This window comes from Crocinitomix algicola (genome assembly GCF_001661595.2).
GTDB classification, from domain to species: Bacteria; Bacteroidota; Bacteroidia; order Flavobacteriales_D; family Crocinitomicaceae; genus Crocinitomix; species Crocinitomix algicola.
Map to the genome: position 1 here is coordinate 29,610 of NZ_LYPF02000026.1, position 24,394 is coordinate 54,003.

General features: G+C 35.9%; 22 protein-coding genes and 1 other RNA gene. 13 read left to right on the forward strand and 10 right to left on the reverse strand.

Features of this window, described 5'->3' with window-relative positions:
- Positions 1 to 103: 103 nt before the first annotated feature.
- Positions 104 to 1,222, reverse strand: coding sequence for a DNA polymerase III subunit beta (gene dnaN / locus A8143_RS14520; RefSeq protein WP_066759644.1), 1,119 nt, complete (start codon positions 1,220 to 1,222; stop codon positions 104 to 106).
- Between the two features lie 255 nt (positions 1,223 to 1,477).
- Here dnaN and dnaK point away from each other — a divergent pair, with 255 nt between their 5' ends.
- The 3 genes from dnaK (at position 1,478) to A8143_RS14535 (ending at position 5,665) form a co-directional block, all read left to right on the forward strand.
- The gene (gene dnaK / locus A8143_RS14525; protein WP_066759645.1) at positions 1,478 to 3,379 is read left to right on the forward strand and encodes a molecular chaperone DnaK; all 1,902 of its coding nucleotides are present in this window, start codon (positions 1,478 to 1,480) and stop codon (positions 3,377 to 3,379) included.
- Positions 3,380 to 3,518: 139 nt separating this feature from the next.
- Positions 3,519 to 5,276: a T9SS type A sorting domain-containing protein gene (locus A8143_RS14530; protein ID WP_083261409.1), complete on the forward strand. Its 1,758-nt coding sequence runs from the start codon at positions 3,519 to 3,521 to the stop codon at positions 5,274 to 5,276.
- 71 nt (positions 5,277 to 5,347) lie between these two features.
- Positions 5,348 to 5,665 (forward strand): hypothetical protein, encoded by a 318-nt coding sequence (locus tag A8143_RS14535; RefSeq protein ID WP_066759647.1) that lies wholly within the window; start codon positions 5,348 to 5,350, stop codon positions 5,663 to 5,665.
- Positions 5,666 to 5,669: 4 nt separating this feature from the next.
- Here A8143_RS14535 and hemN read toward each other — a convergent pair whose 3' ends face one another.
- From hemN to A8143_RS14565, 6 genes are all read right to left on the reverse strand, one after another.
- Entirely contained in the window at positions 5,670 to 7,034 is a 1,365-nt protein-coding gene (gene hemN / locus A8143_RS14540; protein WP_066759650.1) for an oxygen-independent coproporphyrinogen III oxidase, read from the reverse strand.
- The gene (locus A8143_RS14545; RefSeq protein ID WP_066759656.1) at positions 7,035 to 7,484 is read right to left on the reverse strand and encodes a 6-pyruvoyl trahydropterin synthase family protein; all 450 of its coding nucleotides are present in this window, start codon (positions 7,482 to 7,484) and stop codon (positions 7,035 to 7,037) included.
- A gap of 135 nt (positions 7,485 to 7,619) precedes the next feature.
- Positions 7,620 to 8,147 (reverse strand): FKBP-type peptidyl-prolyl cis-trans isomerase, encoded by a 528-nt coding sequence (locus A8143_RS14550; RefSeq protein WP_066759657.1) that lies wholly within the window; start codon positions 8,145 to 8,147, stop codon positions 7,620 to 7,622.
- Between the two features lie 53 nt (positions 8,148 to 8,200).
- The gene (locus tag A8143_RS14555; protein ID WP_066759658.1) at positions 8,201 to 9,118 is read right to left on the reverse strand and encodes a TraB/GumN family protein; all 918 of its coding nucleotides are present in this window, start codon (positions 9,116 to 9,118) and stop codon (positions 8,201 to 8,203) included.
- On the reverse strand, positions 9,111 to 9,824 hold the full coding sequence (locus tag A8143_RS14560; RefSeq protein WP_066759660.1) for a class I SAM-dependent methyltransferase: 714 nt from the start codon (positions 9,822 to 9,824) through the stop codon (positions 9,111 to 9,113). Before A8143_RS14560 ends, A8143_RS14555 begins: the two co-directional genes overlap by 8 nt.
- Complete coding sequence (locus tag A8143_RS14565) at positions 9,824 to 10,372, reverse strand: IS1096 element passenger TnpR family protein (protein ID WP_066759661.1); 549 nt, start codon at positions 10,370 to 10,372, stop codon at positions 9,824 to 9,826. The genes A8143_RS14560 and A8143_RS14565 overlap by 1 nt, the downstream gene beginning before the upstream one ends.
- Before the next feature lie 126 nt (positions 10,373 to 10,498).
- Between A8143_RS14565 and A8143_RS14570 the strand changes: the two genes are divergently transcribed.
- The 5 genes from A8143_RS14570 (at position 10,499) to A8143_RS14590 (ending at position 15,851) form a co-directional block, all read left to right on the forward strand.
- Entirely contained in the window at positions 10,499 to 10,828 is a 330-nt protein-coding gene (locus A8143_RS14570) for a MerR family transcriptional regulator (protein WP_262485627.1), read from the forward strand.
- Between the two features lie 52 nt (positions 10,829 to 10,880).
- A complete protein-coding gene (locus tag A8143_RS14575) occupies positions 10,881 to 11,687 on the forward strand; it encodes a hypothetical protein (RefSeq protein WP_139134377.1) in 807 nt (268 codons plus the stop codon).
- 96 nt (positions 11,688 to 11,783) lie between these two features.
- A complete protein-coding gene (guaA, locus tag A8143_RS14580; RefSeq protein ID WP_066759665.1) occupies positions 11,784 to 13,316 on the forward strand; it encodes a glutamine-hydrolyzing GMP synthase in 1,533 nt (510 codons plus the stop codon).
- Positions 13,317 to 13,356: 40 nt separating this feature from the next.
- Positions 13,357 to 15,216, forward strand: a complete 1,860-nt coding sequence (locus A8143_RS14585) for a LysM peptidoglycan-binding domain-containing protein (protein WP_066759666.1) — start codon at positions 13,357 to 13,359, stop codon at positions 15,214 to 15,216.
- A gap of 23 nt (positions 15,217 to 15,239) precedes the next feature.
- Entirely contained in the window at positions 15,240 to 15,851 is a 612-nt protein-coding gene (locus A8143_RS14590; protein ID WP_066759667.1) for a hypothetical protein, read from the forward strand.
- On the opposite strand, the gene A8143_RS14595 is transcribed toward A8143_RS14590, so the two are convergent.
- Positions 15,848 to 16,924: a CaiB/BaiF CoA transferase family protein gene (locus tag A8143_RS14595; protein ID WP_066759668.1), complete on the reverse strand. Its 1,077-nt coding sequence runs from the start codon at positions 16,922 to 16,924 to the stop codon at positions 15,848 to 15,850. The genes A8143_RS14590 and A8143_RS14595 overlap by 4 nt on opposite strands.
- A gap of 95 nt (positions 16,925 to 17,019) precedes the next feature.
- Between A8143_RS14595 and A8143_RS14600 the strand changes: the two genes are divergently transcribed.
- Both A8143_RS14600 and A8143_RS14605 read left to right on the forward strand, forming a co-directional pair.
- Entirely contained in the window at positions 17,020 to 19,152 is a 2,133-nt protein-coding gene (locus A8143_RS14600; protein ID WP_066759669.1) for a Tex family protein, read from the forward strand.
- A 152-nt stretch (positions 19,153 to 19,304) separates the two neighbouring features.
- Positions 19,305 to 20,738 carry a nicotinate-nucleotide adenylyltransferase gene (locus A8143_RS14605; RefSeq protein WP_066759671.1) on the forward strand — a complete coding sequence of 478 codons (1,434 nt, stop codon included), beginning with the start codon at positions 19,305 to 19,307 and terminating at the stop codon, positions 20,736 to 20,738.
- A gap of 3 nt (positions 20,739 to 20,741) precedes the next feature.
- Here A8143_RS14605 and A8143_RS14610 read toward each other — a convergent pair whose 3' ends face one another.
- Together A8143_RS14610 and A8143_RS14615 are read right to left on the reverse strand one after the other, a co-directional pair.
- The gene (locus A8143_RS14610; protein WP_066759673.1) at positions 20,742 to 21,350 is read right to left on the reverse strand and encodes a toxin-antitoxin system YwqK family antitoxin; all 609 of its coding nucleotides are present in this window, start codon (positions 21,348 to 21,350) and stop codon (positions 20,742 to 20,744) included.
- Entirely contained in the window at positions 21,347 to 21,823 is a 477-nt protein-coding gene (locus A8143_RS14615) for a C40 family peptidase (RefSeq protein WP_217494816.1), read from the reverse strand. The genes A8143_RS14610 and A8143_RS14615 overlap by 4 nt, the downstream gene beginning before the upstream one ends.
- Positions 21,824 to 21,873: 50 nt before the next feature.
- Between A8143_RS14615 and A8143_RS14620 the strand changes: the two genes are divergently transcribed.
- The 3 genes from A8143_RS14620 to fsa all read left to right on the forward strand — a co-directional run bounded on the left by A8143_RS14620 (position 21,874) and on the right by fsa (position 24,139).
- Positions 21,874 to 22,887 carry a helix-turn-helix transcriptional regulator gene (locus A8143_RS14620; RefSeq protein ID WP_066759675.1) on the forward strand — a complete coding sequence of 338 codons (1,014 nt, stop codon included), beginning with the start codon at positions 21,874 to 21,876 and terminating at the stop codon, positions 22,885 to 22,887.
- 69 nt (positions 22,888 to 22,956) lie between these two features.
- An RNA gene (ffs, locus tag A8143_RS14625) (signal recognition particle sRNA small type) lies at positions 22,957 to 23,054 on the forward strand.
- A 428-nt stretch (positions 23,055 to 23,482) separates the two neighbouring features.
- A complete protein-coding gene (fsa, locus tag A8143_RS14630; RefSeq protein ID WP_066759677.1) occupies positions 23,483 to 24,139 on the forward strand; it encodes a fructose-6-phosphate aldolase in 657 nt (218 codons plus the stop codon).
- The last annotated feature ends 255 nt before the right edge of the window (positions 24,140 to 24,394 follow it).

Below are 24,394 nucleotides of genomic sequence, written 5' to 3' on the forward strand. Positions count from 1 at the left end.
TTACTGCAAATTTTATACCTAAAAACCGTCTTATTACTTAAGTAAAAAAAAGACCGCTTAAATATTGAATTTAGCGGTCTTTCTATATTGATCAATTGATTTTTTATCGGATCATAACAGGCATTACGAGCATTAAAATATCTTCATCTGAATTCTCATTACTACTCGGTAATAAAATACCTGCCTTATTTGGTTCACTCATTTCAAGAATTACCTCCTCAGTATGAATGTGGTTTAGCATCTCCATTAAGAATTTGGAGTTAAAGCCAATTTCCATATCATCACCAGTGTAATTACAAGTGAGGCGTTCTTTTGCTTCATTTGAGAAATCTAAATCTTCTGCAGATAAAGAAAGCTCACTGCCAGCTACTTTAATTTTGACTTGGTGGGTTGTTTTGTTCGCAAAAATTGACACACGTTTAATCGAATTTAAGAAGGACAATCTGTCAACAGTAAGAACATTTGGATTTTCTTGAGGAATAACTGCTTCATAATTCGGGTATTTTCCATCAATCAAACGACAAGTCAATTCAATATTTTTAAAGTTGAACCGAACTGTGGTTTCGTTGTAATTAATTTTTATTGCTTCGTCACCACTTAAATTTTGTTTCAATAAGTTTAATGGTTTTTTTGGTAAGATGAAATCAGCACTTTTTGAAGCACTGGAATCACTCCGACCATAGCGCACAAGTTTGTGAGCATCCGTAGCAACAAAGATTAGTTTTTCGGATGAAAAATCGCAAAACACACCGCTCATTACAGGTCTTAAGTCATCATTTCCAGTAGCGAAAAGTGTTTTATCAATTGCATTTGCAATGATGTCTCCGCTCAACTCAATTGAATCAGCATTTTCTAACTCAGGTGATTTCGGGAAGTCATCGGCATTTTGTCCAACTAGTTTGTATTTCCCATAATCTGAAGAAATTTCAATTCCGTATGTTCCAGCATCTATAGTAAAAGATAGTGGTTGGTCTGAAAAATTCTTTAAAGTATCTAATAACAGTTTTGCTGGTATCGCAATTCGACCATCTTCTTTAGCTTCGTCAGGCTGAACACTTGTTTTCATTGTGTTTTCTAAATCCGATGCCGAAATAGTTAAGTTTCCCTCAGTTAATTCAAAAAGAAAATTATCTAAAATAGGGAGAGAATTACTACTGTTCAACACTCCACTAATTCGTTGTAAATTTTTTAATAAGGTAGAACTTGATATGATAAAGTTCATAATGAATACGCTTTTAATTTTTTTAATACACAAATATAATTCATATCCAAAGTCATTTTTTCAAACGAATTCTTTTTTATCAACATTTTAAAAACAATTCATGCTGACATGTTTTATGACGTTCTGTCACACACAAAAGATGTTGATACAGCAAAACTGACAAAATGATGGCATAAATTGCAAGAACAGGCAATGGCACAATGATTGACTTAATGAGGTTGAGTTTAAAAAATTAGAATATTAAATAATAACAATATGAGTAAAATAATAGGAATTGATCTCGGTACAACAAATTCTTGCGTTTCTGTTATGGAGGGTAATGAACCTGTGGTAATTACAAATGCGGAAGGGAAAAGAACCACGCCATCTGTAGTTGCTTTTGTTGAAGGAGGAGAAAGAAAAGTAGGTGATCCAGCGAAAAGACAAGCTATCACCAACCCTGATAAAACGATTTATTCGATCAAACGTTTTATGGGAACAACATTTGATAATGTTTCAAAGGAAATTAATCGAGTACCTTATCCGGTTGTTAAAGGAGATAATAACACTCCAAGAGTTAAGGTTGATGATCGCATGTATACTCCTCAAGAAATTTCAGCTATGATTCTTCAAAAGATGAAAAAAACAGCTGAAGATTATTTAGGACAAGAAGTTTCAGAAGCTGTAATTACTGTACCGGCTTACTTTAATGATTCGCAAAGACAGGCTACGAAAGAAGCTGGAGAAATTGCAGGATTAAAAGTGAAGAGAATCATCAACGAACCAACAGCGGCAGCTCTTGCTTATGGTTTGGATAAAAAAACCGATGATCAAAAAATTATCGTATTTGATTTTGGTGGAGGTACGCATGACGTATCAGTTCTGGAATTAGGTGACGGTGTTTTTGAAGTGTTATCGACAGATGGTGATACACATCTTGGAGGGGACGATGTTGATGATAAAATCATTAATTGGTTAGCTGAAGAATTTAAGAAAGACGAAGGAATCGATCTTAGAGAAGACCCAATGGCTTTGCAAAGATTGAAAGAGGCTGCAGAAAAGGCAAAAATCGAACTATCTTCAACAACTTCTTCTGAAATTAATTTGCCTTATATAATGCCGGTAAACGGAATTCCAAAACACTTGGTACGAACGTTAACTCGAGCTAATTTTGAGCAGTTAATTGATGATTTAGTGAAACGAACAATTGAGCCATGTAAAACAGCACTTAAAAATGCAGGATTGTCTACTGGTGATATTGATGAGGTAATTTTGGTAGGTGGTTCAACGCGAATCCCTGCAATTCAAGAAGCTGTAAAAAAATTCTTCGGAAAAGAGCCTTCAAAAGGAGTTAATCCGGATGAGGTTGTTGCTTTAGGAGCAGCGATCCAAGGAGGAGTTTTAACAGGGGAAGTAAAAGATGTACTACTCTTAGATGTTACTCCTTTGTCACTCGGAATTGAAACGATGGGTGGTGTAATGACGAAATTGATTGAGGCGAATACAACGATCCCGACTAAAAAATCTGAAACTTTCTCTACTGCCTCAGATAATCAACCCGCAGTAGATATCCATGTTTTACAAGGAGAGCGACCTATGGCGAATGATAATAAATCACTAGGACGTTTTCAGTTAACTGATATTCCACCAGCACCAAGAGGGGTTCCTCAAATTGAAGTAACCTTCGATATTGATGCTAACGGAATTATGAATATTTCTGCTAAAGACAAAGCAACTGGTAAAGAGCAGTCAATTAAAATTGAAGCGTCATCAGGTTTGTCAGAAGAAGAAATCGCAAAGATGAAAGCGGACGCTGAAAGTAATGCTGAAGCAGATAAGAAAAGAAAGGAAGAGGCAGATAAATTAAACGCTGCAGATTCTTTAATTTTCCAAACTGAAAAGCAATTATCTGAGTATGGAGATAAAATTCCTGCGGATAAAAAAGAACCAATCGAAACAGCGTTAGCTGAACTAAAAACAGCGCACGAAGCTAAAGATTTTGCTACAATTGATAGCGCCATGGAAAAATTAAATACTGTTTTCCAAGCAGCTTCACAAGACATGTACGCGAATCAAGAAGGAGCAGCTGAAGGTCAACCAACTGGTGATGCTGGAAATGATGCGACGGACGATGTTAGTGCGGAAGACGTGGATTTCGAAGAGGTTAAGGAAGATTAACCTCCTACTTATATAATGTGAAGAAAAGCGCCGTGGAAACGGCGCTTTTGTTTTTTAATAAACATTGTAGTGATGTGTTTGTGTTTTTTTTAAAAAAATCCCTTAAATTAGCGAGAACCAATTTTTTAAGATAAATGATATGAAGATAAAACTACTTTCAATGATAGGCTTGTCAATAGGAATGACAGCTTATACGCAATGTGAAATAGAGGGGATAACAGGTGAGATGTGTCTCGAAGGTGCTCCAGCTGAATTATCTGTTGAAGCTCCGGGTGCAGTCTTTGATGGACCAGGAATTTCAGGAAACTTTTTTAACCCAGTAGATGCGGGTATAGGAACACATGAAATTACTGTTTCTGCTCCCGGTGAAGGATATACAATGGAGCCTGGCGTTTTTGCGCCCATTGATATTTCTGGTGGTGGAGCAACAACCGTAACACTTGGTGACGATCAAGTTTCTTCAGCTTTGCCAATTGGCTTTACATTTAACTTCTTTGGCAATGATTATTCAAATTTTTACATCTCGTCAAATGGGTTCATGACCTTTGCAGCTGGTTCTCCAAACGGATGTTGTTCGGGACAGAACTTACCAACAGGTTCTGCGCCAAATAACCTCATAGCCTTTGCATGGGAAGATTTGGACCCAGGGAATGGAGGTGCGCCAGCCGTAAATCTTATTCGATATGAAACTGTAGGTGCCGCTCCGGATAGAATATTAGTAATGGAGTTCTATAATGTCGATCATTTCTCTTCTGGTTTTAATGTGACATCGCAGGTTCACCTTAAAGAAACTTCAAATTGTGTAGAGATTCATACAACTACAATGCCTAGTGACGGCGGATTGCATACAATGGGTATTGAAAATGCTAGCGGTACGGAGGCTTATCCTGTTCCTGGTAGAAATCGTTCCAACTGGTCTGTTACAGACGATATGTATTCGTTTTGTCCGAATGCCGGATGTGAGGGATCTCTGATTGTTGAAGTAATTGAAGGACCAGAAGTAAACGCTACAGTTTCGGAAAGTGAAATTTGTAGCGGTGATGAAATTACATTAAATGTTACTGGGACAGCTGATGAATATACTTTTGGGGCTGGAATAGAGCCTGGGGTCCCTTTCGCTCCAGGATCTGATGGTCTTAACGTTTTTATTGTGTCAGGACTTGATGTAGAGACTGGGTGTCTTTCAACAGATGCTGTTGAGGTTGTTGTATCTCCAGCTCCAGCAGTATCTGGTGGTGAGAATAAAACAGTATGTGAGGACGAAGAATTTGTCTTGATGGGGATTGGTGATGAAGCGACTTATGTATGGGACATGGGGGTAGTCGACGGTGAACCATTAATGCAAGAACCGGGTGCAGTGACTTACACGGTTACAGGAACAAATTCATACGGATGTGAGTCTTCTAGCGAAGTTACTGTGTATTCAAATGAAGTACCAACCGGAACGGGAGAAGTTACGATGATGACTGGCATGGGGTATGATGGGGAAATCGATTTTACACCGTCGGGAGGAACAGGTGGACCTTATACTTTTTTATGGTCTAATGGTGCAACAACTGAAGATATCAACGCTTTAACAGTTGGAACATATACCGTTATTGTATCAGATGGTATGTGTGATTCAGAAGTAACATTTATCGTTGATTCGCAAGCAAGTATTGAAAAGAATGAATTGGAAAATTTAAAGGTTTACCCGAATCCGGTGGTTGATTTTGTGATGATTGAATTCGAAGGTCAATTTGAATGGTCCTTATTTGATAATCAAGGGAAAGAAATTAGCGCTGGAAAAAGTGTTGACAACGAGAGCATATCTTTAGCAGAACTTTCTAAAGGAACATATTTATTAAATGTACATAGTGAAGGTAAGGTATCTGTGATTCCTTTGGTTAAAGAATAATTGGATATAAATTTTTTAGATAAAAATAAAACTGTCACGTAATTTGCGTGGCAGTTTTTTTATATTTGGGCATGATAGTTCTAATTTTTATATGCAGTGGCTTTTATCGATTGGCGGTAAAAAGAGCATTGAATGGTGTGCTTTGGGCGGTAATTGCTGGAGCAAGTTACTTCGCTGGTCAGTTTTTAGCTGTATTTATTTTCGCATTGTTCGATACTTATACCTTGAGTTTTGAAGCGGCGGCATATGGTATAAGTATTGGTGGTGGAATAGTAGGAGTCTTGATTACGTGGTATGTTCTTGAACAGGTTGCAAAAAGAAAAGCAAGCGAAAAAGCTGCTATTGACGGGGAACTATTAGATGATGACCAGTACTTAGAAAGATTATAACTGATTATATCGTCATTGAAAAAACGCGTGTACTTGGTTTTTTTCTAATTAGTCGCAAATCAAAAGCCATACAGATATTTCTCACAAAAGGTCGGGCAGATTCTGGTAATTTTAACCCAGATTCGTGAATTGTTACTAATCCGTCGTTTGCCATTTCCTTTAACCTTTCAATTACTTCAGGAAGCTCAGGGAATTGACTGTTTTTATCTTTCCAAGATGTTTCAAAATGACACATTATATTTAGGATGTGTCGTCGAATTACTAAATCTTCTTGGCTTAAAAGATGTCCTTTAAAAATTGGAATTTCACCTTTTTCTACAATGACTTGATATTCCTCAACTGTTTTGACGTTTTGAGCGAAACTATACCATGAGTCACTAATTGCACTCATTCCAAGTCCAATCATTAATTGAGTGTTACCTGCTGTATATCCCATGAAATTTCGATGGAGTTTTTGATCAACCATCGCTTTGTACATATTGTCACTTTTTAAAGCAAAATGATCCATCCCTATTTCAACATAACCAATGTCATGAAGCTTTTTTTTGCCATACTCATACATTTCACGCTTTAATTCAGCAGAAGGCAAATCTTTATCGTCATACCCCCTTTGACCAACACCTTTAATCCATGGAACATGTGCGTAACTGTAAAACGCAATGCGATCGGGCTTTAATTCTTGAGTCCTTTCAATAGTATTGGCAATGCTATCCAGTGTTTGATGGGGCAATCCAAATACTAAATCATGACTGACGGACCTGTAGCCAATTTCTCTAGAAATATTCGTGACCTTTTCAACATTCTCAAAAGGTTGAATACGATTTATTGTCTTTTGAACAAGAGGGTCGTAATCTTGCACACCAAAACTATTTCGTCTATAACCTAAATCAAAAAGGGTTTGAAGGTGCTCTTCGGTTGTATTGTTTGGATGTCCTTCAAAACTAAATTCATATTCATCACATCTGTCTGATCGTTCGAAGAGACCGTTCATCAATTTTTCTAGATTTTTTGGACTGAAAAATGTCGGTGTTCCCCCTCCAAGATGTAGTTCTTTAATTTTAGGTCGTCCAGGTAGAAGATCGCAATATAAATTCCACTCTTTAAGGACAGAATCAATGTAAGGAATTTCTACATCATGGCGTTTTGTGATGCGTTTATGGCAACCACAAAATGTGCAGAGGTTTTCACAAAAAGGAAGATGAATGTATAGGCTTATTCCTTCCGTTTCATTTGTTTCTTCAAATGTTCTGATGAACGTTTTTTTCCAATTTTCTATCGATATGCCTGTTTCATCCCAGTAAGGAACAGTGGGATAACTTGTATAACGAGGTCCCGGAATATTGTATTTTTGAATTAATTGATCTGCCATTTAGTAGGTATTGTCAGAAAGGTACCACTCCGCAAAACTACTGTCTGTTTCTTGGAGTTTAGCGTACTTCAATTCGATATCTGCTGGTAAGGCTAAACGAACGCGTTTTACCATGTCAATTAGCATGTTTTCGCATGTAGGTTGATAAGGACAAAGAATAATTTTAGAAAAGCCCGATTCAACTTCTGCATATTTCGCATGTGGAGTTTCACCATTCACTAAGAGGGCATGATCAAAATCATCAACAACAGCTTTATTGATGATTTTTTTTAAATCACTAAAGTCAATTATCATCCCATTTTTCACCGCTGTATTATCCTGAATTACTTTACCTGTAATTGAAATGGTGAGCTTGTATGAATGACCATGGATATTTTTGCATTTCCCATCGTATCCCCACAAAGCATGGGCGGTTTCAAAATCGAAAATTTTAGTTACGCGCAGTTTCAATTGTATTGATTTTTATTTGGTGCAAAGTTACCATTTTTTGAGGAAGAATTCCTTAATCGATAGACATTCCTTTTTTTAGCAAAAAAAATAGCAGTCCTTCTAAGAACTGCTAATCCGTATTTTTTTTAATATGGTTTATTGAGCGCTATTCCAATCAATTAATTCGATTTCAAACATTAAAGTTGATCCACCTGGAATGTCTCCTCTATCCATATCACCATACGCTAAATCTGAAGGGATAATTAATTTACCTTTACCACCTTTTCCAAAGTGCGGTATACCAATTTGCCATCCTTCAATTAAATGTGATAATGGAAAGGTTGCTGGTGCATCTTGCGTTCCATCAAATTTAAATCCATTCATTAAATAGCCTTGATAATAAATGGTTACTTCATCAGCTAAAGTTGGGCGAGCATCACCTTCACCGGCTTCATCAATCACAATATACATCCCGCTTTCATGTGGTTCTTGATTTTCCCATGATTTACCTTCAAGGAATGCAAGTACTTCCGCATCAACGTCTGGTGTAGTTTCTGTTGGTTCAATAACTTCTTCTACCTGCTCTACGACTTCTTGTTGTACTTCTTCCGTATTCTCTTCGTTTGTCGTTTCTCCACACGCGAACAATAAAACAGCTGGTGCGATGTAAAATAATTTATTCATTTGTCCAATTTTTGATTTTGACGAAGATAAGAATTTAAACTGCTCAAGCTAATTTATTGAGTAGAAATAGGGGTGAGATGATACCCTTTTGCTTTCAACAATTCGATAACGCCACGGTCTCCAAACAGATGTCCAGCCCCAACAGCTATAAAACAAGACTTGTTTTTAATTTCTTGCTCAATTTTTGGAATCCATCTTTCGTTTCGATCGTATAAAAACAAATCATCATAGGCCATAAATTCTGGCGATTGCTTTTCTAAAAGAGGGATGAGTTTGTCTACTTTTTGTTTGCTGTAATATTCCATTAATTCAATTGCGCTTTTCTTTTCTTTTTCAAAGTTGCGCGTGCTCTCAATAATCATTTTTGAGATTTCAGCAGATGGTATGCTGTCAAAGAAACTCAATTGCTCTTCAATGGTTTCCAATCCAATTAAAGGAATCTCTTGTTCGTGCGCAAGTCCCATAATTTGTAAATCGTATGATTCTGCACTAGGCTCAAAATAAGCTTGACTAAAGGATTGTAGAATAAAAAATGGTTTCATTTGACCATAAGTTTGATCAAATTCCTGAGGACTTACTCCCATTTGTATGTCCATGAATTCAAGCAGTTCCTTTAGTTGATCGCTGGTGAAAAACTGGTGTACTGTTCCTGAATCAATTGTCATCATATTAAATGCGGCGATAGGATTTGGCATACCACCGACTTCCATAATAATCGCTTCACTGTTCACAATTCGTTCTGTTAACCGTGCTGAAAAATGGAAATATTCTTTGTTAATCATGTGCATCGTTCCAAATAGATAGGAAGAAGGCATGTTCTCTTTATCAATTCTCCACAACACCGAACGGTTTGCTTTAACTTCTACGTCACCATTTTTGTCTTGATTGGACGATTCATTAAGTGCGGCATTTGATGAGCAGCTGTTTAGTCCGATTAGTGTGAGGCAAATTAAATAAAATAATTTATGCATGTGAATGAGTTATTTTGGCAAGGTAGTTATTTGATGGTCCGTCCATGATTTTCTCACAGTTCAAACCCGCTTTTTCACAATATTCTTTCAATAAATCGAAATCAATATAAAGCCAGCTAAACCAATCTGTCGTAACGTCTTTATAGCGCATTTTAAATTGTAATTCACCATGGTATGATCCATTTAAATCAACCCACATTGAACCATCTTCTTCTTGATAAAGATAGGATAAGTCGGTAGAATCACAAAGTGCAATCCCGTCTTTGTTTAATAAGCTTTTTATTTTTGATAGAAATTGAGGTAAAAGTTCAAGTTTTCCAGCAATTCCAACTCCATTCATCAGAATTAGAATAGTATCATACTGTCCTTCACAATCTAGAAACTCTAGTCTGTCGGCTAAAATCCCTTCGCTTTTTAAATATTCAACTGCTCCTTTGGATGTGTCGATTGCTCTAACCTTTAGTCCTTTGTCGATAAGAATTTTGGAATGACATCCTGCAGCGGCACCAACATCTAAAACATATCCTTTACAAAGTTCGAGTGCTTTTTTTTCAAGTCCTGGCATTAACTCCTCAGGTCTAAATAAATAAGCAGTTGGCATTATGTCATCATCAAATGAGTCCGCGATAACCGTGATGTTCTCAACTTCATTTTCAGTTGAAAAATCATAAATCGCATGGCCAATTGGGTCTTTTTCAAATTTCATTAAATGTCAAAATCATCGATGTTTTCGAAATTGCCAAAATCTTCCTCGTCCTCATCCATATCTGAAAAGATGTCGTCAATATCATTACCAAGGTCAGGAATGCCGCTCATACTCTGCGTGAAATCTACTTCTTTGTCATTTTCGTCAGGAGCATCGCCCACAGCTAGAACTAAAGTTGGCCCATAAATTGGTTTTGGTAAAATTTCAACAAGTTCAATTAAAAAGCACCACATTTTTAAAAAATCATAGACCAAAATCAAACGGTCACCTGTTGACTTAATAAGTTCGTTAACAGATGTTTCTTTCATGAGCAATAATACTTCTTCATTATTTCCCATTCCCATGTCCATTAAGGCAACTTCTTGTCCTTTGTCCCAGCTTTCATTACTGCCATAGAATGAAGCCAATTGGTCACCGGTAAATTCAAAAGAAGAAATTATTGTTTGGTAAAAAGATTCGAAATTGTCATTTGGATCAATAGCTATGTCACGAAAGATTTCTTCGTCCTTGTCTGTGTCAATTAATACTCTGAATTTATATGCCGACATTAATTTTTTTTTACAAAGATAAGTAAGACTTTTTATTCTGCTTGATTGAACCACCCGCAATTATTCAACCTGTAAATGTTGGCAAACTAGCTTGTCTTTATTATTTTCGCTATCTTTAATTTAGTTGTGGGATTACAAGGCAGTAAATTATATTATTCAATTGGTGAAGTAGCAGAGATGTTTAACGTAAATACTTCGCTTATTCGGTTTTGGGAAAAAGAGTTTGCAATTATCAAACCAACCAAGAATAAGAAGGGGAATCGCCTGTTTACCCAAAAAGATATTCAAAATTTTGAACGTATTTTCCAACTCGTTAAAATTGAAGGGTATACTCTTGATGGGGCTAAACAACATCTCAGGCAAAAGTCAAATAAGAAAAAATTGAATAAGGTTGAATTATTGCGGGCTTTAGAGGAGGTGAAAAAAGAATTAATCCAGCTGCAAAACAAATTGTAAAATTTGGAATAATTTTTGCCAAATGAATTACAACCTTAATTTAAATAAACCGATGAAAACAAAAGGAATGCTAATGGTATTGTTGTCAATTTTTATTCTAGGATTGACATCAATATTCAATTCTCAATCAGCTAAAAAACTTGCAACAACCGATAAGTACAAAGTAATTCGTGTGGATGGAAGGATTATCTTTCAGCGAACTAAAGCAGATATGAAAAAAGGAGATGTTTTTCTTTCTGGAACGGCGCTTTCATTTGCAACACCGCATTCAAGAGCAGCTGTAATTAGCGGAGTAAAGGGACGGTTTGTTTTGTCGTCTTCAGAAAAAGGACAAACAAAGATTTTACCTGCAGCTAATACTATATCATCGAGGTCTGGAGCATTGTTAAATAAAATTGACCTTAAGAATCATTTTAACGGCGATTATCTTATTATTAACGAACTAAAATTAGAGATTGGTAATGAAGCTTTTCCTATGGATGAGCAAAACTTCTTTTATCTGGCTTATGAGTATCAGAATGAAACAATCCGAAAAAAGCTTTCATTTAACGAAAATACCCTATTGATTGATAAAAATGAAGTATTTAAAATTGACGGTAATCCAATTCCACCAATGAAAACCACCATGGGACTTTATTATATGCAAAATGGAAATGGAGGCTTGATTAGCGAATTTACACCAGTATTCCCTAATATTGATGAGTTAAAAGACGAAGTCGAAATTATTTTAGACGAATTTTCAGATAAGTCTGATGACGTAAAAATTCAGGAAATCACTGCTTATTTGGGTGAGTTTTACGGAAAGCCGCAAAAAGATAATTTAGCACTATGGCTTATTTCAGAGTTTGACTTGAAATAATTGGATTATAACATCTAATTCCATTCTTTTGCTGTCGAATAATTAATTTCATAGAAAAATAACTTTTATACCCATTCTTGTTTTTATCTTTGCGGGATGCAAGAGACCATTTTAATTTTAGATTTCGGTTCGCAATATACACAGCTAATTGCCCGAAGACTTAGAGAACTTAATGTTTATTGTGAAATCACGCCATGGAATAAACCGCGAGAATTAGATGACACCATTAAGGGGGTTATTTTTTCTGGGAGTCCGTTTTCAGTTCGCGATGAAAATGCCCCTGTTCCAAAAGTTGAAATGTATAAAGGTAAAGTCCCTTTGCTAGGCGTTTGTTTTGGAGCCCAGTTTATGGCGAATCATTTTGGAGGTGAGGTATTGCCTTCAAAAATTAGAGAATATGGAAGAGCAAATTTAGCTTTTGTAGATGAGTCTTCTGATTTATTACAAGGTGTTCGACACAATTCTCAAGTTTGGATGAGTCACGGTGATACGATCAAGAAAGTTCCTGCAGACTTTAAGGTGATTTGTAGTACAGATGATGTGGAATTTGCAGGGTATAAGATAGAGAATGAATCAACATACGGAATTCAATTCCATCCAGAAGTTTACCATTCTGAAGATGGAAAAAAGTTGTTGGAAAACTTTGTTGTAACGATATGCGGTTGCTCTCAAAATTGGACACCTGATGAATTTATTGAAATTACAATTGAAAAGCTAAAAAATCAAATTGGTTCGGATAGTGTGATTTTAGGTTTGTCAGGAGGTGTTGATTCTTCCGTTGCTGCAACAATTCTCCATAAAGCTATTGGAGATCAATTACACTGTATATTCGTAGATAATGGACTTTTAAGGAAAAATGAGTTTGAATCAGTACTCGAATCGTACAAAGGATTAGGTTTAAATGTAAAAGGTGTTGATGCGAAAGAAAAGTTCTACACTGCACTTGCTGGAGAATCTGATCCAGAAAAAAAACGAAAAATAATTGGTGGAGTTTTTATAGATGTTTTTGACGAAGAATCTCAAAAAGTAAAGGATGCAAAATGGCTGGGTCAAGGAACAATATATCCTGACGTAATCGAGTCTGTTTCAGCTACAGGTGGGCCTTCGGCAACGATTAAATCACATCACAATGTAGGTGGGTTACCAGATTATATGAAACTACAAGTCGTTGAGCCGCTTAAACTATTATTTAAAGATGAGGTCCGAAGAGTAGGACGAGCGTTAGAAATCCCAGAAAACATAGTTGGAAGACATCCTTTTCCAGGTCCAGGGTTGGGAATTCGTATTTTAGGTGATATTACAGCAGAAAAGGTACGAATCTTGCAAGAAGTGGATAGTATATTCATTGAAGGTTTAAAAAAATGGAATCTTTACGATGATGTATGGCAAGCCGGAGCCATCCTATTACCTGTTCAGACCGTAGGTGTTATGGGGGACGAAAGAACATACGAAAATGCGGTTGCATTAAGAGCTGTGAGTTCAACAGATGGAATGACGGCAGACTGGTGTCACTTGCCTTATGATTTCTTGGCGAAAATTTCGAATGAAATCATAAATAATGTAAGAGGTATAAATAGAGTAACTTATGATATTAGCTCTAAGCCACCTGCAACGATTGAGTGGGAATAAGTAAAGAAGAAGATGTTGCCAAATTTTGTAAATTAGTAGGATGAAAAATTTTATCAGTTTATTTATTGTTTTTTGTTGTTTTATGGGGAGTGTTTTCGCACAACCTGATCAAGCAGCAATTGAAACTAAAAATGGTAAAAAATACTATGTTCATATTGTCCAAAAGGGAAATACGTTATATGGTATCCACCAATTATATAACACAAGTTTAGAGGACATCTTAAATGCAAATGATGGTTTATCTAATAACCTCGCGCTTGGTCAAAAAGTTTATATTCCTATTCCTGTAACAAGTCCTGTTCATTACAGTAAACATACTGTTGTTCAGGGGGAGACGCTTTACGGAATTTCTAAAAAATATGATTGTTCAATTGATGATTTAAAATCGTTAAACGATGGTTTGTCCGAAGGCTTGAGTATTGGTCAAGTATTAATTATACCTAAAAAAGGAGGAGAAACAGCTGTTAAAACCACTGAGACATTTCAAAGTGATCCTGTTTCTCAACCTAAAAATGAATACCGTGTTTCATTGCACGACTCAATTATCACACACACTGTAATGCAAAAAGAAACCATGTACTCTATTACTAAAAGATATATGGTTAGCCAGGACACAATTATGGCGCTTAATGATTTAAGAAGTACAAAATTGAAGAAAGGATTGGAACTTAAAATTCCCGTTAAGCGTGTAAATTATACTGTTCTTGAAAAGGATTTGTCAAAATTATCACCAGAAGATTCAATTCTTTTGGCTATTGACCCGTCTCAATTTAAAGAAACGTATAACGTGGCCTTAATGTTACCACTTCTATTAGACAAAAATGATGCGGTGATGAGTAAGCCTGCTCGTTTAGGTGAAGTAAAAGAAATGTACGGTACTACCAAAATATCGTTTGACTTTTATCAGGGCTTTATGCTTGCCGCCGACTCATTAACGAAAGCAGGTGTTAATCTAAACATCTACATTTACGATACAAAAAGAGATACCAACACGATAGCAAAAATTTTTGCAAAGCCTGAATTTAATGAGATGGATTTGGTAGTAGGTCCTTTATACCAAAGTACGATTTCTTATACGGCCAAAGAATGTGCTGATAGGAAAATTAGAATGGTATTGCCGTTTAATGCAGATGCAAAAGTACTTTACAAAAATCCGTATGTATACAAAGGGGTTACTTCAAACATGTCCTTAATGTCAGGAACGGTTGATTATGTTTTAAAGGCCCATAAAGAGCATAACATTATTCTTGTTAAACCAACGGGTTCTGAAGATATCGCACTCTATGAAACCGTGAAGAAAAAATTTAATGATTCTGTTAAAAATGTAAAAGGTGCTTACAATACTAAAATTATTGAGGTCGATCTTGGGAGTTCTAGTGGGAGAGATTGGAATACTATTGTAAAGTCTGATACTACAAATATTTTTATTATTCCTTCTACAAGCTTAACATTTGTTTCAGGTGCAATGGCGAGATTAAATAAGGTGATGAACTTGAATCCTTATGCTAAAAACTTTAAAATTATTGCTTTTGGATTGGAAGATTGGAATAAATATGATGATATGGATTTAAAGTATAGAAATCGAACTTATCAGCATTACGCATCTTATCGCTATTTGGATTATAACGCACCTCATACTGTAGATTTTATTCGATCTTTCAGAACAAAAACGGGTACAGATCCAAATGTTTATTCAACTCAAGGTTTTGATTTTGGATTTTACTTTTTAAGTGCTTTATATCAATATGGAACCAATTTTGACAAGGCCTTAAAGGATCATAAACTTGATTTGATTCAGAATGACTTTAATTTTAAGACAGTCGAACAAGGTTCGGGTTACGAAAATCAACGAGTTTGTATCGTGAAGTACGATAATTATGTACTCTATCAAATGCAATAAAATTTAGCTTACACAGAATCAGTATGGAGAAATGGATTGGTGATCGCATCAGTATTGTGGATCAAGATAAAAGTACAACCATCGTTATTCATCCAATACGTGTTTGGTGGAAAGAAATTCTTTTGACACTTTGGGTTGTTTCTTTTACTTTTATTGGGTTGTACATGTTGTATCAACTTTTAACAGGGTTTGTTGGTCTAAATTATATGGATATACCAACGGAAGAAGAATTGGATAATCAACGAATTTATGCGATTGTTTTTTTGGGGTTTTGGGGGTATTTCGAATTTAAAACTGTGAAAGCACTATTGTGGTATCGTTTTGGGAAAGAACTACTGCGGTTAGATTTAGATGGGATGACCATAAAAAAGTCCATATTGTCATACGGTAAAGCTAACCGTTATTTTTTCGAAAATATTAAGAAGTTTGGCCAAAGAAAGCAAGAGGAAACCTCGTTTGGTCAGTTTTTTGAGAACGCATATTGGTCAATGGGAACAGATGCTTTATCATTCAGTTATATGGGGAAAGAGAAATCCTTTGGCCGTAGGTTAAATGATAAAGACAGTCGATTATTGATGCGTTTAATTGATGATCGAATCAAAAAATTATTGAAACAAAGTCGGAAAAGAGCTTAACGGTTAATTTTGAAAATGCTCGTTTTAACTCGTTTGGTTAATAAATCCCCAATTTTTTCTTCTAAAATTAATTCCTGTGCTGCGGCTGAATCGAAAACTTCTTTTAAATTTTTGATGCGTGCAACAGGTACCTTTAATTCAACAAGTTCGTTAACCAGTTCCTCTGCTTTGAATTGACCTACGGCTTCTTGTAGATAGGAGGATAATGAAAGTCGATTTTCAACTCGATTTTGATTGTCTTCAAAGTTAGGGTGGTTTACGAGCTCTTTCTTATCAAGTGTCAAACATAAATTTTCGAATTGTTTATTGCTCCCAATTGCGAAGGTAACGATGATATTATCTTTGGTAGTAAATAGTTCACCATACGGCGCAATATTAGGATGCGTACTTCCAATTCGTTCTGGAATATGGTGATTCATGAGCCAATTTGTAGCTTGATTAGCTAAAGCAGCAATTGCCGCATCGAACAAAGAAACAGCGACTTTTACACCACCTTTGTGGAGTGCATCTCGTTCGTATAATGCAGTCAGTATACCTGACCTTAATTGTTGACCAGCAAGGATGTCAATTAAAGCTACAGGCATTTTAACGGGACCCGAATTTGGGGTACCATTCATGGACATAAATCCAGTTTCCGCCTGCAATATTAAATCGTAGGCAACCCTTTCATTCCCTTCTCCAAATCCATTTATCTCGCCATAAATAAGCCGTGGATTCATTATTTTTAGTTCCTCATAAGTCAGACCAAATTTTTTAGCATCACCTTCTTTAAAATTTACAATTAAAACATCGGCTTCTTGAATCAAGTTTTTTAATGCCGCCATTTCTTCTTGAATCGTGAAATCCATAAATATGGACTTTTTGTTCCAATTCACCGAAGCATAGTACGCCGAAACGTTTTCGTTTTCACCCTCAGACGCCAATTTCCATGAACGAGTCACATCACCGCCTGTTTTTTTATTTTCAATTTTAGTCACTTTGGCATTCATTTCAGCAAAGAACATCCCAACTGACGGGCCGGCTAAAACGCTCGCAATTTCAATCACATTTAAGTGTTCAAAAGCATTTTTCATGTAGTGTTAGGTTTTTAACTTATAGGTTGCAGGACTAAAATACGGTTTAATAGCTAAATTTACGCCTCAATTTAAAATAAAACGATAAGCAAGTTATGGATAGAATAACGTATATCATAAAAATAACAGGGCTATCTAAGCATAGTGTCACTAATACTGATCGCTTGTTGCAAGATAAAGCGACTATTCCGTTCATTTCGCGTTATCGAAAAGAGGCAACAGGGAATTTAGATGAAGTTGAGATATTTAAAATTCAACAAGCCGGTGACGAGTACGATAATATACTCAAAAGACAAACCTATATTTTATCGGTTTTAAAGGAAAAAAAGATTGAAAACGCTGGTTTAATTGAAAAGATTAAGACAACGTTTGATTTAAATCGCCTTGAAGATTTGTATTTACCTTATAAATCTAAAAGGAAAACTAAAGCTGAGCAGGCTCGCCAAGCTGGGTTGGAAGGATTAGCGAAAATCATAATGAAGCAAGAAAACTATGATCCTTTGCAAGCTGCTGGACGTTTTACTTCTGAAAACTATCCAAATTCGGAAGCTGCGATTGAAGGGGCTTTGTTTATTATCGCAGATTGGATGAATGAAAATGATATTGTTCGTGATAAGCTTAGAAAATCATTCCTAGAACATGGAGTAATACACGCCAAAGTGGTAAAATCTAAAAAAGAAGAAGCAGATAAGTACCGCGACTTTTTCGATTTCTCTCAGCGGATTCAAAACCTCCCATCCTACAGACTTTTGGCTTTATTGCGTGGAGTAGATGAAGGCTTTATACGACTGAAAATTGAACCGAATAAAGAGTATACTTTTGCTTGGTTAGAGCGTTTTTTTATTAAAAATTCAAATGAAGCAAGTCAACTTGTTAATACCGCAATTAAAGATGCATACAAACGTCTTCTACAACCAAGTTTAGAAACGGAAACTAAAAATCATTTTAAAAACTTAGCGGACGAGCAGTCCATATTAACGTTTTCTAAAAACTTGGAAAAATTACTCTTAGCTCCTCCTTTAGGGGCAAAGCGTGTACTTGCCATAGATCCAGGATTTAAATCGGGTTGCAAGGTTGTTTGTTTGGATGAACAAGGACAGTTATTAACGAATGTCACTGTTTTTCCTCATCCACCTCAAAAAGACACGAGCAAGGCCTCTGCTAAAATTAGTCAACTAGTACAAGCTTATAAAATTGAAGTTATAGCAATTGGTGATGGAACAGCTGGTCGCGAAACAGAACAATTTATAAAACGTATTCATTTTGACCGAGATTTGTCTGTTTTTGTCGTTCGTGAGGATGGGGCTTCGATTTATTCGGCATCGAAAATTGGAAGGGAAGAGTTTCCTGAATTTGATGTTACCGTGCGAGGCGCTGTTTCGATTGGGCGGCGTTTAATGGATCCATTAGCTGAATTGGTGAAAATTGATCCTAAATCCCTTGGTGTAGGACAATATCAACATGACGTTAACCAAACTAAATTACAAGAAAAATTGGATCATGTTGTGGAAATGACCGTGAATAGAGTAGGGGTTAACCTGAATACGGCTTCGAAATATTTATTGGCATATGTAGCTGGATTGGGTCCGAAATTAGCCGAAAATATAATTGAATATCGGAAGGAAAATGGTCGGTTCGAATCTCGTCTGGATTTGAAAAAAGTTGCAAGATTAGGTGAAAATGCATTTCAACAGAGCGCTGGATTTTTAAGGATAAAGAATCCGAAAAACCCACTTGATAATAGCGCTGTACACCCCGAACATTATCAGGTTTTAGTGACAGAAGTAGAACGCTTGGGAATGAAAATCGAGACGTTAATAGGTCAGCCAGAAAAAGTGAAAAACCTTAAAAACAATGTTTCCGACGAGTGGAAACAGAAAGTTGGTGAATATACTGTAAATGATATCTTTCAGGAATTGGAAAAACCTGGGAATGACCCGCGAGCAATGGCTAAAGTAATGCGGTTTTCAGAAGGAATTAAAACAATTGATGATATTAAGATTGGAATGAGATTAAATGGGGTTGTAACGAATGTAACCGATTTTGGAGCATTCGTTAATATTGGTATCAAAGAAAATGGATTAATTCATAAGACAGAATTGTCGGATGAATATGTCAGCTCCCCTGTAGATTTTATCGCGCTACATGATCATGTCTCGGCGGTGGTGGTTTCCGTAGATATAGAAAGGAAAAGAATCGGTCTTTCCATTAAAAAGTCTCGATTCTAATCGTTATAATAAGTGTAATTACTACTAAATTTGTATTTGAAAAGGTATTGAAAATTAAATGAGAAATTCTTTTTAATAATTTGTACATTTACCTTTTAGATAAGTTGGTTTCTACTCGAATCAACGGTTGAAGTGAAAAAACAAAAAATATAATGTCAAAACAGCGAAGATTAACGACAGAGGAGAAGGCGTTAGAGATTAATTTAAAACAAGATATTTACGGTTCGTTTGCAGAAATTGGTGCGGGACAAGAGGTAGCGGCAAATTTTTTTAAGGCAGGTGGATCTTCAGGAACAATAGCCTACACCCATTCTGCTTATGATATGAAAGTATCGGACAGCATGTATGGTAAATGTTCAAGATACGTTTGTGAAGAGCGACTCTTACAAATGCTGGAAAAAGAATACGCTACGTTAGAAACAACGTTACATGAACGCGCTAAAGAAAGTCGATTTTTTGCATTTGCAAATACGGTTGAATCCCTCAATTATCACAAAACAAATCAAGGTCAAGGCTGGATTGGTTTAAAATTTCAAGATGCAATCGGACAAGCACCAAACGAGATTGTTATGCACATTAAAATGCATGACACGAGTAATAAAAGACAACAAGAAGCATTAGGGATATTAGGCGTGAATTTGCTTCATGCTGCTTATTTTGAGCATGCTAGTATTGAAGCTTTTTTAGATGCTTTAACTTATCGATTGCCTCGCTCTCGTGTGGAAATAGATATGCTACGGGTTTCAGGTGCCGATTTACAATACCTGGATAATCGGATTATTGCTCTAAAATTGGTTAAAATGGGCTTAACTGACGCGACGATGTTCGATCAAAGCGGTCAAGTATTACAACCAACCACAGCACTTTACAAGAAAAACGTGCTCTTGATGCGTGGGCGTTTTCGTCCAATGACAAAAGTACATGTGAACATGATTGAGGCTGGAACCAAATTATACCTGGACGAAGAGGATGTTGATGAAAAAAATACTGCGCTGGTTTTAGAACTCACACTAAAAGATCTAACTGCAGACGGGAAAATTTCTGATACAGACTTTATAGATCGAGCTGAATTACTTTGCTCTATGGGGTATACAGTTATGATTAGTAACTACCTCAAGCACTATAAGATGATAGAATACCTTTCTTTAATAACAAAAAACAAAAAGATAGGTGTTTTGCTGGGTATCTATAATCTTCAAAATATTTTTGACGAAAAATACTATAATACGCTTAATGGTGGCCTGCTAGAAGCTTTTGGTAGAGGCTTTGGTCATAACATCAAAATGTATGTTTACCCAGCTTTAAATGTAGAGACCGGCGATATTTATGATTTGGAGAATTTTGAAATCCCTCCGCATCTAGAAGGGTTGCTTGAGTATATGCTTAAGACCAATAAAATTGCATCAATTGAAGAGTTTGATAAAAAATTATTACACATCTTATCTGATGATGTGCTTTCAAAAATTCATTCTGGCGTTTCAAACTGGGAGGAAGATGTACCAGAATCTGTAATGAAAGCCATTAAATTTTACCAATTGTTTGGGTTTAGAGAAGAAAAATTCACCAAACCAAGCATTGAAGCATAATGACTAGTGACTGTCGTGGATAACCTTTAAGAGTTCTCCGCGTTCATACTTTTCCATATAAAGTGGAACACCAGTTTTGTCAAAATAAGTGGTAAATCCATCCAATACACCGTTTTTATACGAAGCGTCCATGTATTTTTGATCGCTCTCTGGATAGTGCTTTATACAGGTTCCGGTAAAAGGAATTTCATCGAGAAATGCCCGTTTTACTGTAGATCCAGGTATGGGTTGAATATCAAGCTCAGAACATTCGCATGTAATTGGTGCCGAATTTCCATTCCGCTTCTTACGTCCTCCCTCGTATAACTCTTCCATAATCACCTCGCCACCTTGGTCATAATAAGTCACTTTGCCATGTAATTTTCCGTTCATAACACCTTTTACCATATACGGAGTTTCGGTGTTAGGATAATTATAAACACATACTCCAGTATACGGAGTTTTATCTTTGTAATATACAGCTGCGCTGTCCTTTAACTCATCACATGCGCAAGTGTCAGAAGTATTAATTTCCGACATTTCACCTTCCTCAACGAGGTTTTTTTTAGGTGCAGAATCCGAACAGTTGAACAGTAGTAACGAGGAAAGAATTAAACTGTAGTATTTCTTCATGTTAGAATGTTTATCACTTTTATAAATCGTTTTACATAGCCGCTATTGTTGTAGCGAGTAACGGTAACTCCATAATGCTTCTTTGATGAGCTGCTGTGAATGAAATTAATCTCACCGTCTTTATTTTCTAGGATAATGCCGACATGGCCAATGGTTTTAACGTTTGAATCGGTTCCCGTAAATAGAATGACATCACCTTTTCGACAAGACTTTAAAGCTGTTTCTATTCCTTCATTCTTATAACCACCACTTGTGCGTGGTGTTGGAATGTTAAAGCGATTAAATACATAGTGAACAAATCCAGAACAATCAAAGCCTTTGGGACTACTTCCTCCATATTGATAGCTTATACCAATTTGTTTTTGAGCAAATTGAATAATTGAATCCCGCAGATTCTCAGAATGATCTCCCGCATAAAGTTTAGAAGAGGAAAAAAACAACCCAGAAAGGAATAGAATTATTGACCATTTCATGAATGCAAAATTAATATGTTTTATAACTTTAATGAATCAAATTGTTACAAATGTCAAGAATTAAGAACGCACAGATAAGGTACCGCATCATTGATCGACTAATTCGAAATCAATACAATCCATTTCCGACAAAAGAAGACCTTAGAAGGGCCTGCGAAGAGGCTTTGTACGGAAGTGATTCAGGTGCAGATATTTGCGATTCAACAATTGAAAAGGATCTTTTTGCGATGCGCATGGATTTTGATGCCCCTATCAAGTATAGTAAACGTGATAAAGGTTATTATTACGAAGATGAGGATTTTAGCATTGATAAAATTCCGCTTTCCCAAGATGATATTGACGCCATTAAATTTGCTTCAAATACTTTAATGCAATTTCGTGATGTTGGTATTTTTAAGCAATTTGGCTTCGCAATTGACAAAATTTTTGATCGTGTTCACATTTCAAGCAATCCAACAGACGCCAATGTTGAAAATTATGTGCAATTTGAAACTGTCCATGATACTGGAAAAGGGAATGAAATGCTTCCAGATTTCTTAAAAGCAATTCAAGAGAAACAAGTCGTAAGCTTTCTCTATACAAGTTATGTCAGCGAAAAAACGAAACCTAGAAGAGTGCTTCCTCTTTTGCTAAAAGAGTATAGAAATCGCTGGTACTTAATTTGTTTTTCCCTTGATAAAGAAAAAGTAATGACTTTTGGTCTAGATCGAATGGCCAACCTCCAAGTTACGGAAGATACCTACTTGCAGAAAATTGAATTTGATGCAGAGAATTATTTTAAAAACTCAATCGGTATTACGGCAAATGACAGTCTTCCTGAAAAAGTAATCTTTAAAGTCGATAAAATTGGATCAAAATACCTTGAATCACAACCCTTGCATGCGAGTCAAAAACTCATTAAAGAAGGAAAATCAAGAAATACATTTAGTTTAAAAGTTATCGTTTCAGAAGAACTAAAACGGACGGTCTTGTCTTATGGCTCTCAAATAGAAGTGGTTAAGCCCAAAGAGCTTCGTGAAGAAATTAAAATTAAAGTTTTGGAGATGCATGAGATTTATGGATAGGTTATTTTTTCATTAAAAAAAAATCAAAATCATACTGGTCATTTTATTTAGTTTGGCTACTTTTGTGCCGGGTAAGTCTTGTACGACCAGCTCCTGTTGAATCCCCCAGGGTGGGAACACAGCAAGGGTAAATGGTTGAGCGGTGCGATACGAGTAGCTTACCCACTTTTTTTGACATTAACATCCCATTATATAAACCACTATTTGCAAGTAGTGGTTTTTTATTTATTATAATTCAATAATTCGTTCAGCAAGTGAGTTAGTATTTGGCCGCCGAACAGGCTGTACATTATAGTCTCGTTCTATAAAACATCAAATTTAGTTGCCTCAAGAGTTTGCGACGCTCCACTTTGAGTCAATCTAATTTGATAATTGTTTTATAGTACACGAGAGCTGCCATTTCCATCCTTGGCGGTAAACATGTTTTTAAGCAGCTGAACACTGCATGGCAATGGTTACTTTATCAACAAGAAATGTTATGACGATAAAGCTTATCCTTCGACTTGTATCATATCGTTCATAACTGTTAATAATTTTTTTCGATATTCCGAACGCTAAATTATATCTTTGTCTCAAACAAAAACCTTAATTAAAAATGAAATTTTTTATCGATACAGCAAATCTCGACGAAATCAAAGAAGCAAATGACCTTGGGATTTTAGATGGGGTAACAACAAACCCGTCTTTAATGGCTAAAGAAGGCATTACGGGAAGCGAAAATATCTTAAAGCACTACGTTGATATTTGTAATATTGTGGACGGAGATGTGAGCGCTGAAGTAATCTCAACAGATTACGAAGGAATGATTCGTGAAGGTGAAGCTTTAGCTGCTTTACATGAAAATATCGTGGTAAAAATTCCTATGATTAAGGATGGGATTAAAGCAATCAAGTATTTCTCAGATAAAGGTATTCGAACCAATTGTACATTGGTGTTTTCACCAGGTCAAGCCATTCTTGCAGCAAAAGCTGGAGCAACTTACCTTTCTCCTTTTGTTGGTCGATTGGATGACATCTCTTCAAATGGGTTGGATTTAATCGCTCAAATTAGATTGATTTATGATAACTATCAATTCGATACGCAAATTTTAGCCGCATCAGTGAGACATACAATGCACATTATAAATTGTGCAGAAATTGGAGCAGATGTTATGACAGGTCCTCTAAGTTCAATCATGGGATTATTAAAACATCCTTTAACAGATTCTGGATTAGAAAAATTCTTGGCTGATTACAATAAAGGTAACGCCTAAGAATAAATCAACGATAAATACTAAAACCGTTTCAATTAAATTGAGACGGTTTTTTTGTGCACTATTTGTTCAGCTGGCGCATTCGTGAACCGTCTTTTATGTATAACAGAATACGATGAGTATGTTATTTTTAACTTTTCACCATAATCCAGTCATTATGTTGTCTAAAAGTAATTAAACGGTTGAATTAGTGAGACTTCAACCTTTTGCTAAGCGTAATTAGGTTCTGATTATCGCGCAAAAAAAGAAAGTATA